Below are 19,813 nucleotides of genomic sequence, written 5' to 3' on the forward strand. Positions count from 1 at the left end.
ACATCAGAGCTCTCCGCGGCACCACAGCTCGTGCTGCGCGGCGAGGAGTGCTTCATCGACCGTTCGCTGACGGACTGACTCCACCCAAGCGGCCGCTAGTCCGCCGAAGGTCTCCAGGTTCTCAGGCGTCACTTGCTCATCCACGGTGAACAGGGCTAGCAGCTCAGCAGCTTCAGGGTCCGTCTGATCGCAGCCACGGCACAGCACCGCTTCCTTGATCCCGGGGACATCCTCGCCTCGGTTGTTCTTCCAACTGTGCTGATACCGAGCGAGGAGCACCGTGTCGCTGCCGCAACGCGGGCATTGGGGAGTTCCATCAACCTTGAGCAGGATCTCGTCCTGGCCCTGCGGATCAATGTGCTGGACGTCGTTCATGCCACGCCTTGCCATGTGTCCTGCCCGAAGGAACCCTTGATGTCAGAGGCGATAGTCGCCGCGTTCACCATGGGTTGCAGCCGGAACACGGTGGTTTTCTGAGGTCCACGCACCGACAGGAGAACCGGGTTCTCCCCCGGATGGGCCCCCATGATCCGCTTGAGCTCCTTCACCGTGGGCTCGTTGATGCGGTGGTAGGGGAATGTGAGTTGGACTGGGGCTACGCCGCTGCGCTCTGCCGAGGTTACGTCGAGCACCTGCAATTCCCTAGCAGCGACATTTAGAGTTCCATCACGGTCTTGGATACGGCCTTCCAATGACACGACGCTGTCCTCGACCAGCGCACTTGAGATGAGCTGATATACGGCCGGGAAGCACAGCACTTCGAGCGTGCCGTCGCGGTCGGCTAGGTTGATGATTGCCCAGTTGTTGCCCTGCTTGGTCATCTTGAGCTGGACGCTGGTGATCAGCCCGGACAGCCGAACAAAGCCCTCGGTACGTCCTGACGACACCAGGTCGACGATCGTGGTGTCTCGATTGGCGGCAAGGATGTGCTCGGTGCCGTCCAGAGGATGCGCGGAGACGTACATGCCGAGCATCTCCCGCTCAATCGACAGGAGTTGCTTCCGAGGCCACTCACCATCATCGATCTGCACATCGAGACCGAACGCGGTCTCATCGCCCCCGGCATCGCCGCCCATCGCCGCGAAAAGATCATCTTGCCCGTAGGCGGCAGCCTTCTTCAGAGGCACGACCGCGTCGATAGCCATTTCATGCGCAGCGGACAAACCCTTGCGGGTATGACCAAGGGAGTCGAATGCACCCGCTTTGATCAGCGATTCGATGGCCCGCTTGTTGAGCGCAGGCAAGTCGACCTTGTCGAGGAAGTCACCGAAGGAGGTGAACTTACCCTTGGCCTTGCGGCCTGCGATGATCGACTCAATTACGTTGTCACCGACGTTGCGTACCGACAATAGGCCGAATCGCACGTCGTCGCCGACGGCCGCGAACTCGGCCAGCGACTCATTCACGTCAGGCGCCAGGACGGTGACGCCGAGCTTGCGGGCATCGGCAAGGTAGACGCCGGCCTTGTCTTTGTCATCACCGACAGAGGTGAGCAGTGCGGCCATGTACTCGGCCGGGTAGTTCGCCTTGAGGTAAGCGGTCCAGTAGCTGACCAAGCCGTAACCGGCCGTGTGGGACTTGTTGAAGGCGTACCCGGAGAACGGGAGCATGACGTCCCAGATCGCCTTGATGGCCTCTTCCGAGTAGCCGTTGGCCTCCATGCCATCGTGGAACTTCTGCCACTCGGCCGCCAGCACCTCGGGCTTCTTCTTGCCCATAGCGCGGCGCAGCATGTCGGCGCCGCCCAGGGTGTACCCAGCCAGGGTTCGGGCGATGGCCATGATCTGCTCTTGAAAGATGAGCAGATGGTGGGTCGAGCCCAGGATCGGGTCGAGGACTTCCTTCAGATCCGGGTGGATGGGGTCAGGATTTTGTTTGCCGTTCTGGCGCAGCGCGTAGTTGGTGTGCGCGTTGGCTGCCATCGGGCCCGGCCGGTACAGGGCGAGGGCAGCCGCGATGTCCTCGAATCGTGACGGCTCCATCAGCTTGAGTAGAGCGCGCATGCCGCCGCCGTCGAGCTGGAACACACCGAAGGTGTCGCCACGGCCGAGGAGTTCGAAGGTCTTCTTGTCGTCGAGCGGGATGACCGTGACGCTGTTGTCGCCGTCACCGGGGTCGACCGTGGCCAGCTTGACGCCGCGGTTTTCTCGGATGTTCTTAAGCGCGTGGTCGATGACGCCCAGGTTCCGCAGACCCAGGAAGTCCATCTTGACCAGCCCCATGTTTTCACAACTGGGGTAGTCGAAGCCGGTGATCTTGACGCCGTCCTTGGCGCGCATGTGCAGCGGAATGCGTTCGGTCAGCTTCGTCTTTGACAGGATGACCGCGGCCGCGTGCACACCAGTGCCGCGGGTCAGACCCTCGACGCCCTTGGCGGTGTCGATGACCTTCTTCACGTCCGGCTCGTTCTCATACATCTGCCGGATCTCGCCCGCCTCCCCGTAGCGGGGGTGCGCCGAGTCGAAGATCCCATCGAGCGGGATCGACTTGCCCATGATGTCCGGCGGAAGAGCCTTGGTGATCCGCTCCCCGTGGGAGAACGGGTAGCCGAGAATACGCGAGCTGTCCTTGATCGCGTTCTTGGCCTTGATTTTGCCGAATGTATTGACCATAGCTGTGTACTCGTCGCCGTACTTCTCGGTGACGTAGCGCACCATGGTGTCGCGCTGGCGGTCGTCGAAGTCGAGGTCGACGTCCGGCGGGTTGATGCGCTCGGGGTTGAGGAACCTCTCGAACAGCAGGCCGTGCTCCAGGGGGCACAGCTCGGTGATGCGGGTCGCGTACGCGACGATCGAGCCCGTGGCCGAGCCACGGCCGGGGCCGACCGGGATTCCGTTATCGCGGGCGTACTTACAGATGTCCGCGACCACGAGGAAGTAACTGGAGAAGCCCATGGGGCCGATGACCGACATCTCGATCTCGAACCGCTCCGTCACCTCGGCGGGAAGCGGGACGCCGTAGCGCATCTCCAGGCCCTTGCGACACTCCTTGCGCAGCCACGACTCCTGGGTCTCCCCCTCTGGTACGTCGGGGAACTGCGGCATCTCGTCGACGTTCTCGAAGACGCTGTCGTACGACTCGATGCGCTCAGCGATCAGCAGCGTGTTGTCGCACGCTTCCGGAAGTTCGGAGAACAGCGAGCGCATCTGTTCTGCGGTTTTGAGGTAGTAGTCAGCGCCGGAGAACCGGAACCGCTTCTCGTCGGCCTTGTTCTTGCCAACGCCGATACACAGAAGGTTGTCGTGTGCGTCGGACTGGTCTTCGTGGATGTAGTGCGCATCGTTGGTCGCCAGGAGCGGGATGTTCAGATCCTTGGCCAAGCGCAGCAGTCCGTCGCGAACTTGCTTCTCGATGGACAGGCCATGGTCCATCAGCTCTAGGAAGTAGTTCTCCCGGCCGAAGATGTCCTGGTAGGCCGCGGCGACCTGCTTCGCCTCGTCGTACTGGTTCAGTCGCAGCCGGGTCTGGATCGCACCCGAGGGGCAGCCGGTCGTGGCAATGATGCCCTCAGCATGCTCACTGATCAGCTCCATATCCATGCGGGGCTTGCCCGCGGGGAACTGTCCGGTATAGCTGGCCTCGGTAGACAGGTAGAAGAGATTGCGCAGGCCCTGAACGTTCTGGGCCCACATCGTCATGTGAGTGAAGCGGCCGCCGCCGGAGACGTCCTTCGATCCCTCGCCGTCGTCCGACATGGCGCGCTGCCCGCCAGGCCCCCAGAACTCTTGCTTTCGGTTCCGACGGGAGGACGGGGCGACGTACGCCTCGATCCCGATGATCGGCTTGACGTTCTCGAAGCCCTGGCTCACCTGATGGAACTCGTACGCACCGAACATGTTGCCGTGGTCACTCATGGCGACGGCTGGCATGCCTTGCCGGGCGACCTCAGCGAACATCGGCTTCAGCTTCTGAGCGCCGTCGAGCATCGAGTATTCGGTGTGGTTGTGCAGGTGAACAAAGCTGTCAGCCACCGGGAGGGCACCTCCGATATGGATCGTGGAATGCCACAGCCTATCCCTCTCGGAAGATCAGCTTCGGAGGCCTCGCACTCCCTTCAGACGCGTCGGGACTGGCCACCTCCTTGACCTCCACAGATCACGCGAAGGCGTCAATCCACTCCAGTGAGTTGCCTCAGGCGGACCAGGTGTAACAGAACGCAGCCGTTGACGTTCGGGCAGTGAATGGGGTTGCGCTGCACGTCAACCCCGCAGCGATCCGGAGGAACGGTGACAACCGCGACAGCCCCCCTTTCACCCGAGACCAGCTGCTCTCACCTGCAGGAGAGCCTTTTCTCCTGGCTCAAGCCCGAGACGACGCCCGAGGCTCCGGCACCCGAACCCGAGCAGAAGATTGCTCCCCCGCCGGAGCCACCGGCCGTCAAGGAAGAGGCGCCCGACCTCTCCCACGTCTGGGTTGCCGCGGCCCAGGTGGAGGTCACCCCGAAAATCGCGAGCATCGCCGACTACCGCGGCAGCTTCAAAGCCTCCGAGGGCATGCGCATCGACGCGCTCGAGGTCTATTGCAAGGGCTGCCGCCGCCCGTACGACGAGGTCAAGGCCAGCGACTGCGCCGCCAAGATCGACAACACGCACTTGATCGGCGGGGACCAGAGCAAGCGAGCGAAGCGGAAGATCCCGACACCGCCCGCGAACGCGCGGATCATCGCCGGCGGCACGATCAACCGGCGCGGAATCACCGCCTACGTCTCCGGGGTGTCCCGCCCCAAGCGCTGAGCGCGCGACACTAACGCCGCCCACTGTTCATGGTGCGCGGCGTGACTACTCAGCGAACCTCCTGGGCGCTCGCGCGTGAAGCCGCCGGCCTGATCCTCACCGCGTTCGGCCTCCTCGGCGTCCTCGTGGCGTTGGGCGCACTGCACTGGGCCGCCGGACTCTGCGCCGCGCTGGCCGGCCTCCTCACCACGGGCGTCCTCATGCGCCCGAAGCCCGACGCCCCGCCCTGGGCGCACGCCGTCCGCGCCGCGGCCTGCATCGCCGGGTACGGCGGCCTCACAGGCTGCGCGTTCGCCCTCTCCACCCCCCTCGGCTGGATCGGCGTCTCCGTCGCGGTCGTCCTCGTCGGCCTGGGGCTCACCACGCGTGAGCACGAAGGCGAGGGGGCTTCCTGATGCCTCGCCAGTTCCTCCCCACCCTCCGGGGACTCCTCGTCCCGCGCTCCGCCGCTCCCCCACCGTCACCCGCCGAGACGAAGGACCTCCTCGCGGGCAACGCGTACATGTCGATGACGTACGCAGGCGTGACCAACGTGTGGGGCACGCCCGGCCGTGCGGACGGCTGGGACATGGAACGCGTCATCATCGAGGGCTACGAGCGTTCCATCTGGACTTTCAAGTCCGTTGAGGCGATCAGCAAGCACGCCAGCACGCTACCGATCCAGATCGGCCGAGGCGGCGACGAGCGCCGCTTCAAGGAAACCCTCGACACGCACCCGCTACTCAAGCTGCTCAACAAGAAGGCCAACCCGCTGGAGAGCGGCGACGTCTTCAAGAAGCGGCTCAGCGCACAACTCCTTCTGTCCAAGAAGGGCGTGTTCATCGAGAAGACCTACAGTCGCGGCGGCACCCTCGTACGTCTCGATCTGCTCCCGCCGGACCGCGTCCAGATCATCCCGGACGACCGGAACGCCGACTACGTCAAGCACTTCGAGTTCACGGACTACAGCGGCCAAGTCCGGGAGCTGCTGCCCAAGCACGTCATCTGGATCAGAGACCCCCACCCCACCGATCCGTTCTGCGGCGTCACCCCGCTCGAGGCCGCGGGCCTGTCCATCGACCTGGACGTCAAGGCACGTACCTACAACATCAGTTTTATCGACAATGACGGCAGACCGGGCGGAATTGTCGGTATCGACCTGGACGGCGTCGACCAGCGCGAAGTCGACCGCATCCAGAAGCGTCTGGCTCCCGGCGCCCACAACGCCGGCCAGCTCACGCTCGTCGGCACCGGGCCCGGGGGCGTCACCTACGTCGACACATCCGCCCGCCCCCGCGAGATGGCCTACGAGACGCTGGCCAGCACCTCCAAGGGCGAGATCCTGGCGGCGTTCGGCGTCCCCGAGAGCATCGTCGGCAACGCGTCGGAGCGCACGTACGCCAACGCGGACCGCGAGGAATGGACTTTCTGGGACCACACGGAGCTGCCCCACCTCAACCTGATCGCGTCCGGCTTCGACCCGGACTTGGATGACGAGTGGATCGTCCGCTTCGACACTTCCAGCGTTCAGGCGCTGGAGTTCCCCCGCCGCCAGGCCCGCGAGGAAGCCCGGAAGGAGTTTGAAGCCGGGCTCATCACCATCGACGAGTACCGGGAGATCGCCGGCCGGGCCGCGTTCGGCGTCCCGCAGTCCCGTGCCCTGTGGATCAGCCCGCAGAAGGCCCCCGTGCCCGCCAACCCGCAGGACGCCGCAGCCCTGGGCCTGGGCCCGGACCCGGCCGCCGGAGGCGCGCCTGGCGGGGCACCGGCTACCGGCGCCCCGCTCCCCCCGGGCACCGCTCCGGAGACCGCGGCCTCGGATGTAGCCGCAGCCCGCGCTCTCGGCACCGGCCCGAGCGCCGCGGCAGACGTCGCAGCCGCCCGCTCCGAGGGCGACCCCATCGCGCTGCCCGCCGGGACGGCCACCGACGCCGTCGCCGCGGCCCGCGCTGCCAGTACCGAGACCGGCCCCGGTGACGCGGCCGCCGACGTCGACCGCGCCCGCAGCACCCAGAACACCGCACTGCCCGACGACGCCGCCGACGACGTCGCAGCCGCCCGCTCCTCGGTCGAGACCAAGACCCTGCCCCAGGACGACGACGGGTACGAAGTCACCGACGACGACTTCGACGCCCTGTCCATGGCCGTAGCCGCGGCCGTCACCGCGCTCCTGGCGCGCCAGGAAGGCGTCATCCTCGCCCGGCTCCGCGCCCCGAAGATCCGCAAGTACACGCGGTACTGGGAGCCCGAGAACGACGACGACGTCCGGCACGTCGACGCCGACCTCGACCAGGACCGCGTGGTCAGCGCCGCCCGCTGGGCCGAGGAGACCAGCCAGACCCTGACGCCGATCCTGCAACAGGCCGCCATCGCCACCGCCCTGAAGATCGGCCAGGCCCTCACCGGCACGGATACGGTCCCCCCGGCCGCGGCCGCGGCCGCCATCGTCACCGCGGCGTACGCCGGCGAGGCCATCACCGGCTTCCTCGCCGCACTCGCCGACGTCCTCAGCGCCGCGCAGCACGACGCCAAGGACGTCGGGGACCTGGAGCACGCCGTCGTCAGCTACTACCACTCCGCGGAGCCCGCGCTGATCGCACGCGTCGCCGAGACGTGCGCCGTGGCGACCGTCAACGGCGCCGCGGACGCCGCGGCGGAGCACGCCGGGCTCGACGTCGTCCGAACCTGGGTCACCCGCGGGGACACCCGCGTACGGCCCGCGCACAAGGCCCTCCACGGCAAGACGCTGCCCGTAGGCACCCCGTACACCGTCGATGGCGCCAGCCTCCGCTACCCCGGCGACCCCTTCGCCCCGATCGCCCTGACCATCAACTGCCGTTGCCGCCTCCGCTACGCCACCGACCCGAAGGAGTGACCCGCCATGTGGGCAGGCATCTGGATCGCCTGGACCGCCGTGTTCGCCGTCGCCGAGGGCATCGCCCTTGCCAACAAGCGTGACGGCGACACCCTCTCCGAGAACTTCCGCCGCCTGTTCCGCACCCGCACCAGCAAGGTGGGCAGAGCCGTCTTCGCCGTGGGCTGGTTCGGATTCGCGGGCTGGCTCGCCATCCACATCCTCACCGAGACGATGTAGCCAGCCCGGCCCCGGCCACGAGGCCGCGACGCTAACCACCTGCACTGTGCATGGTCCGCGCCATGCTGAATCGCCCCACTGCACAGGCTGAGTCGCAGGACCTGAGTCGCGACCTCGAGGTCAAGGTCACGCGGCAGCCGTGGAACCCTGCCCTGCACCCGCGCGATAGCAAGGGCCGCTTCATTGAGACCGGCGGAACGGTGCGGTTGTGGGGCGGCAAGCTCGCGCGCGTCGTCCGAGCGCTCCCGAACGACCGCATCCTGGTCCAGGACCAGAGCGGCCCGAACGAGTTCCGCGGCCGCAGGCACACCACCAGTGCCAAGTGGGTCAGCATGGTCGCGCGCCCCGACGGCACCGCGCCCACCGATGTCGAAGAGAAGGTCGTAGCCGAGGACGAGAAGCGCCGCGTAGACCCGCGGCGTGGCAACGGTGTGGCCCGGGATGACGACGGTGACCCGGACACCCCGAACGACCCGCACGACCAGGACGACCAGGGCCGTCCCATCGGGGACGATGACGGCGACGGCCCGGACGACGATGACGACCAGGACGAGCCCGAGGACGGCGCCCACCCGGTCAACGTTGATGCCCTCCCGAACCAGCACCACGCCGCCGGGGCCCGGTATGCCGATACCGCCGCCGTCCGCCGCCACTTCACGCAGGTAGCCGCCCAGCCCAGCACGAGCCCGGACATGGCCACCTTCCTACGCTCGGTGGCCCACGACGACGACCTGCGGACCACTCCGTCGGGCCGACTCGCGATCCTCCGCGACGACCGGCCCGGACATGCTGGCCGCTGGTACCTCACCGCCACCGGCTCTGGACAGCGCGTCGACGCCGCCGGCGACTTCGACACCGCCGAGGACGCCGCCCGATTCGCCGAACACCTCGACAAGACCGCCGTCAACGGCCAGCTCACCCAGTTCAACCAGCCGTTCGACTTCTCCGACCCAGAACTGGACCGGGCTGCCCGCGTCTGGCGTTCCACCAAGGGCGAGAACATCCAGGGCGCTATCCAGCGGGCCCGTAAGGAGTTCGACGGCACGGACACTGCCTCGGTTTCCCCGAAGCCCTCGCAGGCCCCTTCTGCCCCTGCCGCGGACGGACGGCGCTTCACCACCCTGCAGGACGTTCGCGCGCACTGGACCGACATGCGTACGCGCCTGAGCCAGGGCGGCCCCGCGACGCAGAACGCCGTGCGGATTCTGGACACCCTGATCAACGACGACCGGCTCAAGCTCGTTGGCCGTGGGCAACTCGTCACGCGACGAGACGAAAACGGCGACTGGCTACTCGTCGCCACCGGCAGCGGCTACACCCTGCGCGGCGACAACCTGCACCCCCGCTTCGAGTCGCAGGAGGAGGCGCAGCGCTTCGGCCGCTTCCTCGTCGCCTCCGGCATCAAGGGAGAGGACGGTGAGCCGCTGGACCTGTCCCACGGTGCCATCAGCCGATGGCGCTCCGAGGACAACCAGTCCTTCCGCGAGGTCGCCGACGAGGCTCTCGCCAAGTGGCAGCAGGAGCGCGGCGGAGACGCCCCGGCCGGACAGAATGCACCAGCGCCGGACGCGCCGCAAACCCAGGACGAGACCGGCGCCCCTGCGCAGCCGGAGGCAGAGCCCGCACCGGCCCCGGCCATCCCCGAGGGTGCTGAGCCTGTTGAGGGCGTTGACGGCTACCGCTACGTCAACGACGGCGGATCAATCACCCTGTACGGCCCGGACGGTCAGGTCGCCGCAACCAGCGAGCGCGGCTACCCGCCGAAAGCCAAGATCGACGGCGTCACCGTGCCCGTGCCGCAGTACCCGAAGCAGGGCGCCGCGGTGATGGCGCGGCTGCACCGCGCCGCCCAGAATCCGGACCAGCGTGACCGGATCACCGCGGCGTGGGTGATGAAGCCCGGCAAGGACGGCAAGCCCGCCAAGCGGGTCATGGTCTTCCGCGGCACGATCAAGGGCGACGAGCGAGACTACGACGCTGTTGGCTCCACCCGCGCCATCAAGTGGGCCCCGTCCATGCGGGCCTACTCGACCCAGTCGAACATGACCGAGGCACTGCGGGATGAGCGGATCTCGGAGGTCCTGGCCAAGCTCGCCCGTCAGGGCCGCAACATCCACATCACCGACGAGACCGCCGCGGGCACCCCCGACTCTCCGGCCAACGCCGTCGACGAGACCGAGGCCCTGCGCAAGGCCAACGACACCCGCCTGCATCAGATGAAGAACGAGCGGTGGGCGAAGTCCTCCCGCAGCCGCTCCGAGCCCAACCGACGGCGCATGAACGAAGAGGTCGCGCTGATCGACGAGGAGCTGAAGCGTCGCCGAAAGGAACGGGACGAAGCCGCCGCCAACGACGCCACGTCACTCAGCGACGAGGACATCGCCGCGCGCATCGAGGAGTCGCAGAAGGAACGCGGCATGTACGGCGCCCGCAAGGGCCAAGAGGCCAACGACGTCGAGCGCGCCGTGTACGGCGAGCGCCGCCGCCGCTCTCAGGCCCTCGTCGACGACGACACCGAACTGACGACCATGGCCGAGGACGACCTGACGCAGGCCCGCGAGGCCATCGCCAACCGGGTCCGCATGCACCAGGCCGCCGGCGACGATCCGACGGCCGAACAGACCGTGCGCCAGGCCCTGCAGGCGCGGCACGACGCTGTCGTGGGCGAGCAGCAGAACCGCCGCGCCGCTCAGATCGCCGACCGGCCGCCGGTCGCGGACCTCGACGACACCGAACTGTCCGAGGAGTACAACGACCTCCTCAAGCACGACTTCCGGAAGGCACCGCCGGAGGCGCAACGAGTCCTTGAGGGCCGCTTGGAGGACGTCAAGCGGGAGCGCCGCGACCGGGAGAAGCGGGCCATCACCGACCGGAACGCCCCCGAGAACCTGAGCGTGAAGGAGCTGGCCGAGGAGTACACCGAGCTACGCCGCGCCCATTCGTCGTACGAGACGGACGACGTCAAGGCAGCCCGCAAGGAGCGCATGACGGCGCTGGAGGCCGAGCAGAACCGCCGCGACAGCACGCCGGAGGTCGAGCAGCTCGTCGCCCGCGTCGACAATCCGAACGACAACGGCATGATCAGCGTCGGCGGCGGCAGCGGGTACGGCTACGTCGACTACAACGTCAATCCCGGCGGGGGCAGCAACACACGCGAAGTCGGCTGGACCTGGGGCCGGCACTCCTGGGGCCACGGCGACACGGCATACCCGTCCCGCGCCGCTGCGCTCGCTGCACTGGTCCGCTCGTATGACAGCGACCCCGAGACCCGCGGAGAGCGCACGTGGGGCCGCAAGCGCCGCGTGTTTGTCCCGAAGATGTTCGCGGAGCTGTACCAGAACGAGCGTCTGAAGGACCGGCTCGCCAACGCGAGCCAGGAACGGCAGTACCTCTACAGCCTGTTCAAGGACCGGTACGGCTGGGACGACGGCGTGAACCCTCTCGTGCCCGATGGCAAGAAGGGCCGCAACATCAAGGGCCGAACCCTGCACATTCCCGAGGGCCTCCTCGCCGAGTTCAACCGGGTGACGGAGGAGCTGTCGCGGGAGGTGTCCGTACGGGCCACGGACCGGGACGCGGACAGCACGGACCGGCAGAAGGCCAAGACGCGACTCGCGTCCATCAATGTGGCTCTGCACGCGATTGAGGCGACGCGCGAGCAAGTCCGCAACAATGGCGGGAACGACGACCAAAAGGTCATCTCCCGCGAGGAGATCGAGGCACAGCAGGCCGCGCTCCGTGAAGCGCTGGGAGGCGACGAGGATGAACATGTACAGCCCGACGGTCCGGGATCACTGGCGGACGTACCGGCCGCAGGAGTGGGCGGCGATGACCGATCCGGAGGCGTTCGTGGAGACGAAGGCCCGGGAGATCGAGACGCGGATTCTGGTGGCCGAGGAGGCGCTGGAGAAGACGGTTCCGGAGCCGACGGCGTACGAGGATCAGGTCGGCCGGATCAAGCAGATCAGGGCGGACGCAACGGCAATGGTTCTGGCGGAGCTTCTGCCCGAGCCGGAGCCCGGGGCGGAGACAGCGCCGGAGCAGACGCCGATGGAGCAGCACCTGCAGGAGATCAGGGACCTGATGTACGACGCGTAGCGCGGTTCCGGCCTGACCCGGCCGACGCGCCCAAGGGCCCGCGCGCCCGTGCAACCTCCAACGTCGAGGCCATCCGCGTCCTCAAGACGCTGGAGTCCGAGAACCGGCCAGCAACCGACGACGAAAAGCGCATCCTCGCCCGCTGGTCCGGGTGGGGCTCGGTACCGATCCTCTTCGCCACCGAGCCGAACGAGAAGGAGCCCCGCTACCAGCAGGGCGGTGTCCGGTACGGCAAGTTCGCCCGGGACCATGAGCGCTGGTCCGAATACAGCGACATCCGCAGTGAGCTGCAGCGCGTGCTCACGCCGGTGGAGTTCCGGCAGGCCTCCCGCGGTGTGCTGTCCATGCACTACACGCCGCAGCCCATCGCCGAGGCGATGTGGGACGGACTTCGCGCGTTCGGCTTCGACCGCGGAGACGTCCTGGAGGCCGGTTCCGGCGCGGGCACCTTCTTCGGCGTCGCGCCCAATGGTGCGCGCCTGACCGGTGTCGAGCTGGACCCGACCACCGCCCGGATCGCCCAAGCGATCTACCCGCACGCCAACGTCCTTACCGAATCCTTCGCGGAGACCGATGCCCGGCCGGGCACCTTTGACGCCGCAATCGGCAACGTCCCCTTCGCCCGGGTCCCGTTCGACGACAAGCGTTACCCCGCCGAGAACCTGCACAACGGGTTCGTCACCAAGGAGATCGCCCTAGTCCGGCCCGGCGGCATCACCGCCGTCATCACCTCCCGCCAGACCCTCGACTCCAAGGGCGACAAGGCCCGCCGCCAGATGGCCAAGTACGGCGACCTGGTCGGCGCGGTCCGCCTGCCCTCCGGCGTCTTCAACGACGCCGGCACCGGCGTCACCACCGACGTCCTCGTCTTCCGCCGCCGGGAGGACGGCACCGAGCCGGCCGACACGTCATGGCTGGACGCCCCCGAGCGGGACCTCAACGGCACGCCGCACCACATCAACGCCTACTTCGACGAGCACCCCGAACACATCCTGGGCACGCTGACCACCCAGTCCGGCCCGTACGGGCCCGAGGTGACCGTCAAGGGAGACCCGGCGAAGGCCTCCGAACAGCTCCGCGCCGCCCTCGACGACATCGCCACCAAGGCGAAGGCCGACGGCCGCGGTTACGAGCCGCACCCCGACGGCGACAACCGCCCGGAAGTGCAGCTCCAGACCGCCCGGGAGAAGCACGCGAACGACTGGACCGGCCGCCTCTACGAGGGCGACGACGGCCAGTTCTATCAGCACGTCAACGGCGCCGAGCCGGTCTTGTTGAAGCCGGCCGACGGCAACACCGCCCAGCTCCGCGACCTCATGCAGCTCCGCGACGTCGCCGCCGAGCTGCGTGAACTGGACCGGAAGAACGACGAGGAGGAGCGCGCCGAGGCCCTGCGCGCCCAGCTCCGCGACCTCCACGTCGCCTACGTCGAGAAGTACGGCCCCCTGTCCAAGCCGGGCCAGCACCGCACCAGGGGTGGCCGGCCGACTGCGTGGGGCTACTTCCGGGCCGACCCGGACGCCGCGGCGGTTCTCGCCCTGGAACGGTGGGACGCCGGCAAAGGCGAGCCGGTGCTCTCCCGCATCTTCACCGAGCGGGCCGCCGCCCGGCGTCAGCCACTGTCGTCCACCGACGACCCGAAGGCGGCCCTGGCCGCAGTCGTCGCCTCACACGGCGAGGTGGACCTCGGGGAGATCTCCCGCCTCCTCAACCTCGACCCCCAGGAGACGGTGAAGCGCCTCGGCAATGAGGTCTTCGTCGACCCTGCGACCGGCCGCCTCGAGCTGGCCGGCGCCTACCTCTCCGGTGCCGTCCGCGACAAGCTCGACGCCGCCCGGAAGGCCGCCGAGACCGACCCGGCATTCGCGGTCAACGTGGCCGCGCTGGAGGCCGTGCAGCCGCCGGACCGCACCATCGGCCAGTTCACGCCGGAGATGGGCGCCCATTGGACGCCTCCAGAGCTTCTGCAGGGCTTTCTGCGCGAGTACCTGGGCGACCGCACCCTGAACGTCGCGCACGATGACCGGTACGGCTGGATTCTCAACACGGGCCGCGTGCCCGAGGCCAACAACCTCATGTACGGCGTCCCGGCCGACCCGAAGAAGGGCACCCGGGGCAAGAACGCAGTTGAGATCGCCCGCGCGCTCCTCGGCTTCGGTTCGCTGACCGTCTACGAGGACGACAAGCGCAAGGAAGTCGACGAGGCGACTTCCCGTCTGATCCGGCAGAAGGCCGACCAGATGCGGGCCGAGTTCGCCAAGTACGCCACGGCGAACGCCGAGCGGCTGAGCGTCCTGACCGACTCGTACAACCGCATCATGAACGGGCACGTCGTCCGTTCATACGAGGGCATGTCGCCCACGCTCGAGGGCTTCACCCCCGACCGGAACCCGCACCCCTGGCAGCGCTCCGGCGCGGCCCGGATGCAGTTCGAGCGGGGCGTGATCCTCGCCCACGAGGTGGGCCTCGGCAAGACGTCGACGCTCGTTATGGGCACCCAGGCGCTCAAGGCATCCGGGCAGATCGAAAAGCCCATGGCCGTGGTGCCGAACCACCTGGCACGGCAGTGGTACAACGAGGCCCGGTTCCTGTACCCGAACGCCGATGTCCACCTGATCACCTCGGCGGACCTGGCCGGTGACCGGCGCGGCAGCACGCTGGAGTGGCTGCGCGCCAACAGGCCGGACCTGGTCATCTTCACCGAAGAGGCGTTCGGCTCGATCAAGATGAGCCCGGAGGCTCAGGACGACTACGAGTTCCGGGAGCTGGAGGGGCTGCGCGAGCAGCTTGACCGCCAGTACGAGGACGCCGACAACCCGAGCCACCCGTTCATCGTCGCGAAGATCGAGCAGCGCATCGCGACGGTCAGCAAGAACATCAACAAGAACGCCTCCCCGATGCGGAAGCCGGGCGAGACGTACTGGGATGACCTCGGCTTCGACTACTTCGTCGTCGACGAGGCTCATCGGTACAAGGGCGTCGGTTTCCGCTCGAAGGAGGCCGGCGGCGACCCGGCATCCATCCGCGGCGTCGACCTGCATCAGAAGACCACCGACCTGCACCGGCGCCGCCAGGGCCGAACCACGATCACGCTCGCCACCGGCACGCCGCTGTCGAACTCGATCAGCGAGCAGTTCACCATGCTCCAGTTCGCGGCTCCGTGGGTGCTGGACGCCTACAAGGCGGGCGCCCCGGACCTGTGGGCCAACACCTTCGGCCGCAAGACCCTGCGCATCGAGAATGCCCCTGACGGCTCTGGCCTCCGCGTCGTGGAGCGGTTCTCCGAGTTCCACAACAAGCGCGCCATGAAGACCATGTGGGGCCTGGTCGCGGACACCAAGCGCGGTGACGACGTCGGCATTCCCCGGCCGAAGGTCAAGGGCGGCGCCCCCAACCTGGTCATGGTCGACGCGACGTCCGACCAGAAGAAGCGTCTCAAGGGGCTCGTCGCCCGCGGCCGCGCGATCCATAGCGGTGAGGTCGACCGCCACGAGGACAACATGCTCGCGGTGTCCAACGAGGGCACCAGCGTGGCCTTGGACCCGCGGCTGGTCGACGCCAAGGCACCGCCCGGCAACAAGCTCAAGGCCGTCGCGGACCGGCACATCGAGCGGTACCACGCCAACAAGAACCGGGTCTATCCGGTCGCCTACGACAGCCTCGTAAACCACCCCGTCCCCGGCGCCCTCCAGATGGTTTTCCTGAACGAAGGCGTCCCGGGCGGCAAGAACAAGGGCAACTTCGACGCCTACGCCGAACTCAAGCGGCTCATGGTGGCCGGTGGCATCCCCGAGGACAAGATCGCCTTTGTCCAGGACGCCAAGAAGTCCGGCAAGCCCGAGGACATGACGGAGCTGTTCCGCCGCGCCCGTGAGGGCGAGATCGCCGTCATGATCGGCTCCAGCGCCGTCGCGGGCACGGGCATGAACGCCCAGGACCGCATGATCTCCCTCTCGCACGTCGACCTCGACTGGGGCGCCGCGCAGATGGAGCAGCGCAACGGCCGCGTCCTGCGCTACGGCAACATGAACCCCGAGGTCGAGATCGACATCTTCGCGACCAAGGGCTCCATGGACGGCTGGAAGGCCGGATTCGTCGCCACGAAGGCCGAGGGCCTGATCGACATCCAGCGGCCGGAGCCGGAGGACGGCGACTCCAGCGACGTCGTCCAGGAGATCGACGGCGCCGAGTTCGACTACGAGACGATGGAAGCCGAGATCGGCGGCAACCCCTACATGAGCCAGCTCATGAAGGCCCGCCGCAAGCTCAAGGACCTCGAGATCGACCAGCACAACGAGACCGCCGAGCGCATCCGCCGCTCCGAAGCCCTCACTGAGCTGCGCGAGGAGGCCCAAGCCACGCGCGACGGCATCCAGCGGCGTGAGCAGGCTCTGCCCCGCATCCGCGAAGCCGGCGACCGGTTCAGCATGACCATCGGCGGCTCTCCGTACGGCGAGCGCTCCGACGCGGGCAAGGCCATGCACCGGCAGATCACCACCCGCCTCCTGGAGCACGACCGCGAGGGCATGAGCGACTGGCACGTCCTCGGCCAGTTCCGGGGCCTGGACTTCGGCGTCCGTACTGAGCGTGACGCGGAAGGGAAGCTCATCGCTCACGTCGGGTTCCCCGACCTGCGGAACTCCGACTTCGAGCGGACCGTGGAGGACCTGAAGAAGAAGGGCGCAGGGTCGGGCATGATCACCCGTCTCGGCAACGCCCTCGACAAGGCCCCCATGCTGCAGGACTCGGACCGGGCCAAGGTCCCGGAGCTGGACGAGCAGATAGCCCTCCTCCAGTCCGCGCACGCAGCCGCGGACCTCACGCCGCAGATGGACCACGCTCGTAAGCGGTCGCACCTGCTCGAGGAGATCGTCGCCCGCATCACCGATCTCGACGCGAAGCCGGAGATCGATCCCGACGAACTCGACAAGGAGCGGTACAAGAATAAGGAGGACCGCGAGAAGATCGCCAAGGGGCGGCGCGAGGAGCGCGAGCCCCTGCAGGCCGCGGTCGACGAGGCCGTGGCCGAGCTTGAGCGATGGGACCGGGAGAACCCGGCGCCGGAGCAGGACGACACCGTTCGCCTCTCCGAGGACGAGGTACGCGAAGCCCTCGTGCGTCTCCGCCCGGAGTCAAGCACCGCCCCGGCCGCCAACTCCCCGGGGACAGACGGCAACAACCGTGACGCCCCGCCGGCGGACACCGACGTCGAAGCGCCGGACACCGACGAGGCGGAGGCCCCGGACACCGTCAGCACAGGTGGCGGAGGCGACGACGAGCCGCCGGCCGACGCCCTGAGTACAGCAGAGCCCGGAGACGAGGACGACGACCAGGACCAGGGCGGCGATGACAGCAACGCTGACGACCAGGCGGACACCAGCACCGTCACCCTGGCCCCGGACGAGGTGTCCGACCAGCTCGATGCCGTACGCCCCGAAGGCTCCAAGGCTCCCTCCTCGATGAGTGGCCCCGAGATCCGTGACGAGATAGTGGACCTGATGGGCCGGGAGATGGCGGGAGAGGTGTCCGGAGCGGACCGCACGCGCCTGCAGGTCCTGGAGGCGGAGGAGGCCCGCCGCGCCGGCCGCGCCCCGAAGCTGGAGCCCAAGCCGAAGCAGACTGCCCCGGAGCCCGGCGGACTCTTCGACGTCGACGAGCCGACCACCCGTCAGGCCAACAGCGCCGCGGACCCGGACAACCCCGAGGACAAGCCCGCCGACGAGTTCGGTACGCCGGACATGTTCGCCGCCGCAGAGGGCCGCGACACCAGCGGCCTTCGCCCGGCGCGCATGCGCAATGCCGCCGAGCTGGAGCCGGGCGACCGGTACACCGACGCCGACGGCCGTACGCACACCGTCGCGGAGGCGCCCGTCCGTACGCCCCGCGGCCGGACCCGCGTTGTCACCGACGACGGTGAGGAGCGCTTCTACAACGGCGACGCTCAGGTGCGCGTGCGCTACCCGGACCAGGAGATCCCAGACAACGACACCGAGGAGCGCACTGCCCCCGACGTCGACGAGCCGGACAGCACTTCCGGTAGCGACGTCGACGAGCCGGAGGCCACCCCTGACGGCGACGCCGACGAGCCCGCGGTCGACGAACCGGAGGCGGCCCCGGACGCCGACCGCAGCAGCACCAAGGACCGCACCGCCCGTATGTCCGACCTGGTGGACGAGGCCACCAATCTGGCGGACGCCAACGAGCTGCCCGAGGTCCGTGAGATCACGGACGCCATGCGCCGGGCGGAGGACTCCGACGACCCGGACGCCGAGCTGCGCGCCGCCGCTGACCGCCTCGACGAACTTGCCGAGACGTTCGAGTTGGGCGGGCCCGACGGGGAACGCGCTGCCGAGCTGTTCCGGCGGGCCGCCCGCATCGGGCGCGACGAGGACGACAGCCGCGACAACCGTGACGAAGACGAGAGCGCGGCCGCGGCCGACGACACCGAGGAGAACCGGGACGACGACGAACGACGCCGGCAGCGCCGGGACGGAGGCGCCGACGGTGGCGCAGCCAACCCGGGCGGCTCCCCGGACAGAGGTGGCGCCGGTACCCCGGATGCCCCCGCCGCTCACGACGAGGACAGCCCCGACGATGCGCCCGACAACGCCGACGACGAGCCGGAGGCCGAGGAAGACGACGAGCAGGACGACCGCAACCGCCGTCGGCGTCGGCGTCGCCGCAACAATGGTGGTGGCGGCAGCGGTGGCCCCGTCGGGCCTGGCCTGCCGCACCTGAACCTGCCCGACCTCAACACTCCGGACGCCGGAGGCGCTGACGGCAACGACGGCGGGGACGGCCGCGGTACGCGCGACCGCGGCCGGACCCCAGTGCGGCACCGCGACGTCGATTCGCTGCGCCGCGCGTGGAAGAACGGCGAAGGGCTCACCCCTGCCGAGGACACTTCGCAGCGGCGCGAGGCCCTGGCGCAGGCGGCCGACCGGGACGGCTTGGTTCTGTCGCCGGGCGGGGGCCTGGTGACGTGGCCCGAACGGCAGGAAGACGGCACCGCCCTGTGGCGCTTCGCTCAGGCCCGGAACGGCGCCAACCTGACCGGCCTGACGCCGACCACCGAGGACCCAGAAGAGGCCCGCGCGCTCGCCGGCCGCTTCGAGGAGATCACCGGTCGCGACGGCCAGCCCTTCGACTGGCAGCAGGCGTGGGGCCCGAGCACCGTCGGGCAGTGGCGCGACGGGCAGGGCCGCAACCTGCACCGCGCACTCCAGGCCGTCCTCGACGACTTCGAGCAGCAGCGTGCCGCCTCCGCCACGTCGGAGCCCACGCCGGAGCCGGAACGGAGGGCACTGCCGGACGACCTCACCGACCTGGACGACGACGAGCTGGTCGACGCGTGGAGCAACGACCTCAGCGACGAAGACCAGAAGCGCCTTATGGCGGAGATGGACCGCCGTGACGGCTACACCGACCAGCGCGTTCGTGACGTGCTGCCGGACACCCCGCCGGCCGACGCCGAAGAGGCCGAGCGCCGTGCCAAGGCCGTCGACGAGGCCCTCGGCTTCGGGGGCGCCGACGTCCCGCGCGTGCGCCGCACCCGTGAGGAAATTATCCGTGCGGAGTTCGCCGACTTCGACGAGGCTCGCTACCAGGCCGCCATCGAAGCCACGAACGGCTACTTCTACGCCCGGAAGTACAAGTACGGCAGCGGCGTCAACGAGCGAGACCTGTTCTCCGGCGGTCAACTGGCGAAGTTCGGCCGTTGGGAGGAGTACGCCAGTGAGGAACTGAAGGACTGGTACAAGGCCAACGGCGGCCGCATCACGTACAACCAGTTCCGGCAGACCTACCGCGACAGCGACCGCAGGGACCGCAGGGACCGCAGGGACCGCAGGGACCGCAGGGACCGCAGGGACCGCAGGGACCGCAGGGACCGCAGGGACCGCAGGGACCG

6 protein-coding genes and 1 pseudogene are annotated in these 19,813 nt (G+C 68.4%); 5 read left to right on the top strand and 2 right to left on the bottom strand.

The genetic code is table 11. The features are described 5' to 3' along the window. Positions 1 to 3 precede the first annotated feature (3 nt). Positions 4 to 375, bottom strand: a complete 372-nt coding sequence (locus M2271_RS36045; protein WP_280891675.1) for a DUF6300 family protein — start codon at positions 373 to 375, stop codon at positions 4 to 6. Then, positions 372 to 3,971: a DNA polymerase III subunit alpha gene (gene dnaE, locus M2271_RS36050; RefSeq protein ID WP_280891676.1), complete on the bottom strand. Its 3,600-nt coding sequence runs from the start codon at positions 3,969 to 3,971 to the stop codon at positions 372 to 374. Before dnaE ends, M2271_RS36045 begins: the two co-directional genes overlap by 4 nt. A gap of 255 nt (positions 3,972 to 4,226) precedes the next feature. On the opposite strand from dnaE, the gene M2271_RS36055 reads away from it, so the two are divergent. From M2271_RS36055 to M2271_RS36075, 5 genes and pseudogenes are all read left to right on the top strand, one after another. Then, the gene (locus tag M2271_RS36055) at positions 4,227 to 4,733 is read left to right on the top strand and encodes a hypothetical protein (protein ID WP_280891677.1); all 507 of its coding nucleotides are present in this window, start codon (positions 4,227 to 4,229) and stop codon (positions 4,731 to 4,733) included. 41 nt (positions 4,734 to 4,774) lie between these two features. After that, a complete protein-coding gene (locus M2271_RS36060; RefSeq protein WP_280891678.1) occupies positions 4,775 to 5,128 on the top strand; it encodes a hypothetical protein in 354 nt (117 codons plus the stop codon). Continuing rightward, the gene (locus M2271_RS36065) at positions 5,128 to 7,587 is read left to right on the top strand and encodes a phage portal protein (protein ID WP_280891679.1); all 2,460 of its coding nucleotides are present in this window, start codon (positions 5,128 to 5,130) and stop codon (positions 7,585 to 7,587) included. Before M2271_RS36060 ends, M2271_RS36065 begins: the two co-directional genes overlap by 1 nt. Positions 7,588 to 7,593: 6 nt before the next feature. After that, a complete protein-coding gene (locus M2271_RS36070) occupies positions 7,594 to 7,806 on the top strand; it encodes a hypothetical protein (RefSeq protein ID WP_280891680.1) in 213 nt (70 codons plus the stop codon). A 62-nt stretch (positions 7,807 to 7,868) separates the two neighbouring features. Continuing rightward, a pseudogene (locus M2271_RS36075) lies at positions 7,869 to 19,813 on the top strand (hypothetical protein); the annotation flags it as partial.

The organism is Streptomyces sp. LBL, from assembly GCF_029893585.1.
GTDB lineage: Bacteria > Actinomycetota > Actinomycetes > Streptomycetales > Streptomycetaceae > Streptomyces.

What these genes read in the sequence shown, in the direction of transcription:
- M2271_RS36045 (WP_280891675.1), bottom strand. Translation starts at nt 375, where the DNA reads ATGAACGACGTCCAGCACATTGATCCGCAGGGCCAGGACGAGATCCTG.
- M2271_RS36065 (WP_280891679.1), top strand. Translation starts at nt 5,128, where the DNA reads ATGCCTCGCCAGTTCCTCCCCACCCTCCGGGGACTCCTCGTCCCGCGC.
- M2271_RS36070 (WP_280891680.1), top strand. Translation starts at nt 7,594, where the DNA reads ATGTGGGCAGGCATCTGGATCGCCTGGACCGCCGTGTTCGCCGTCGCC.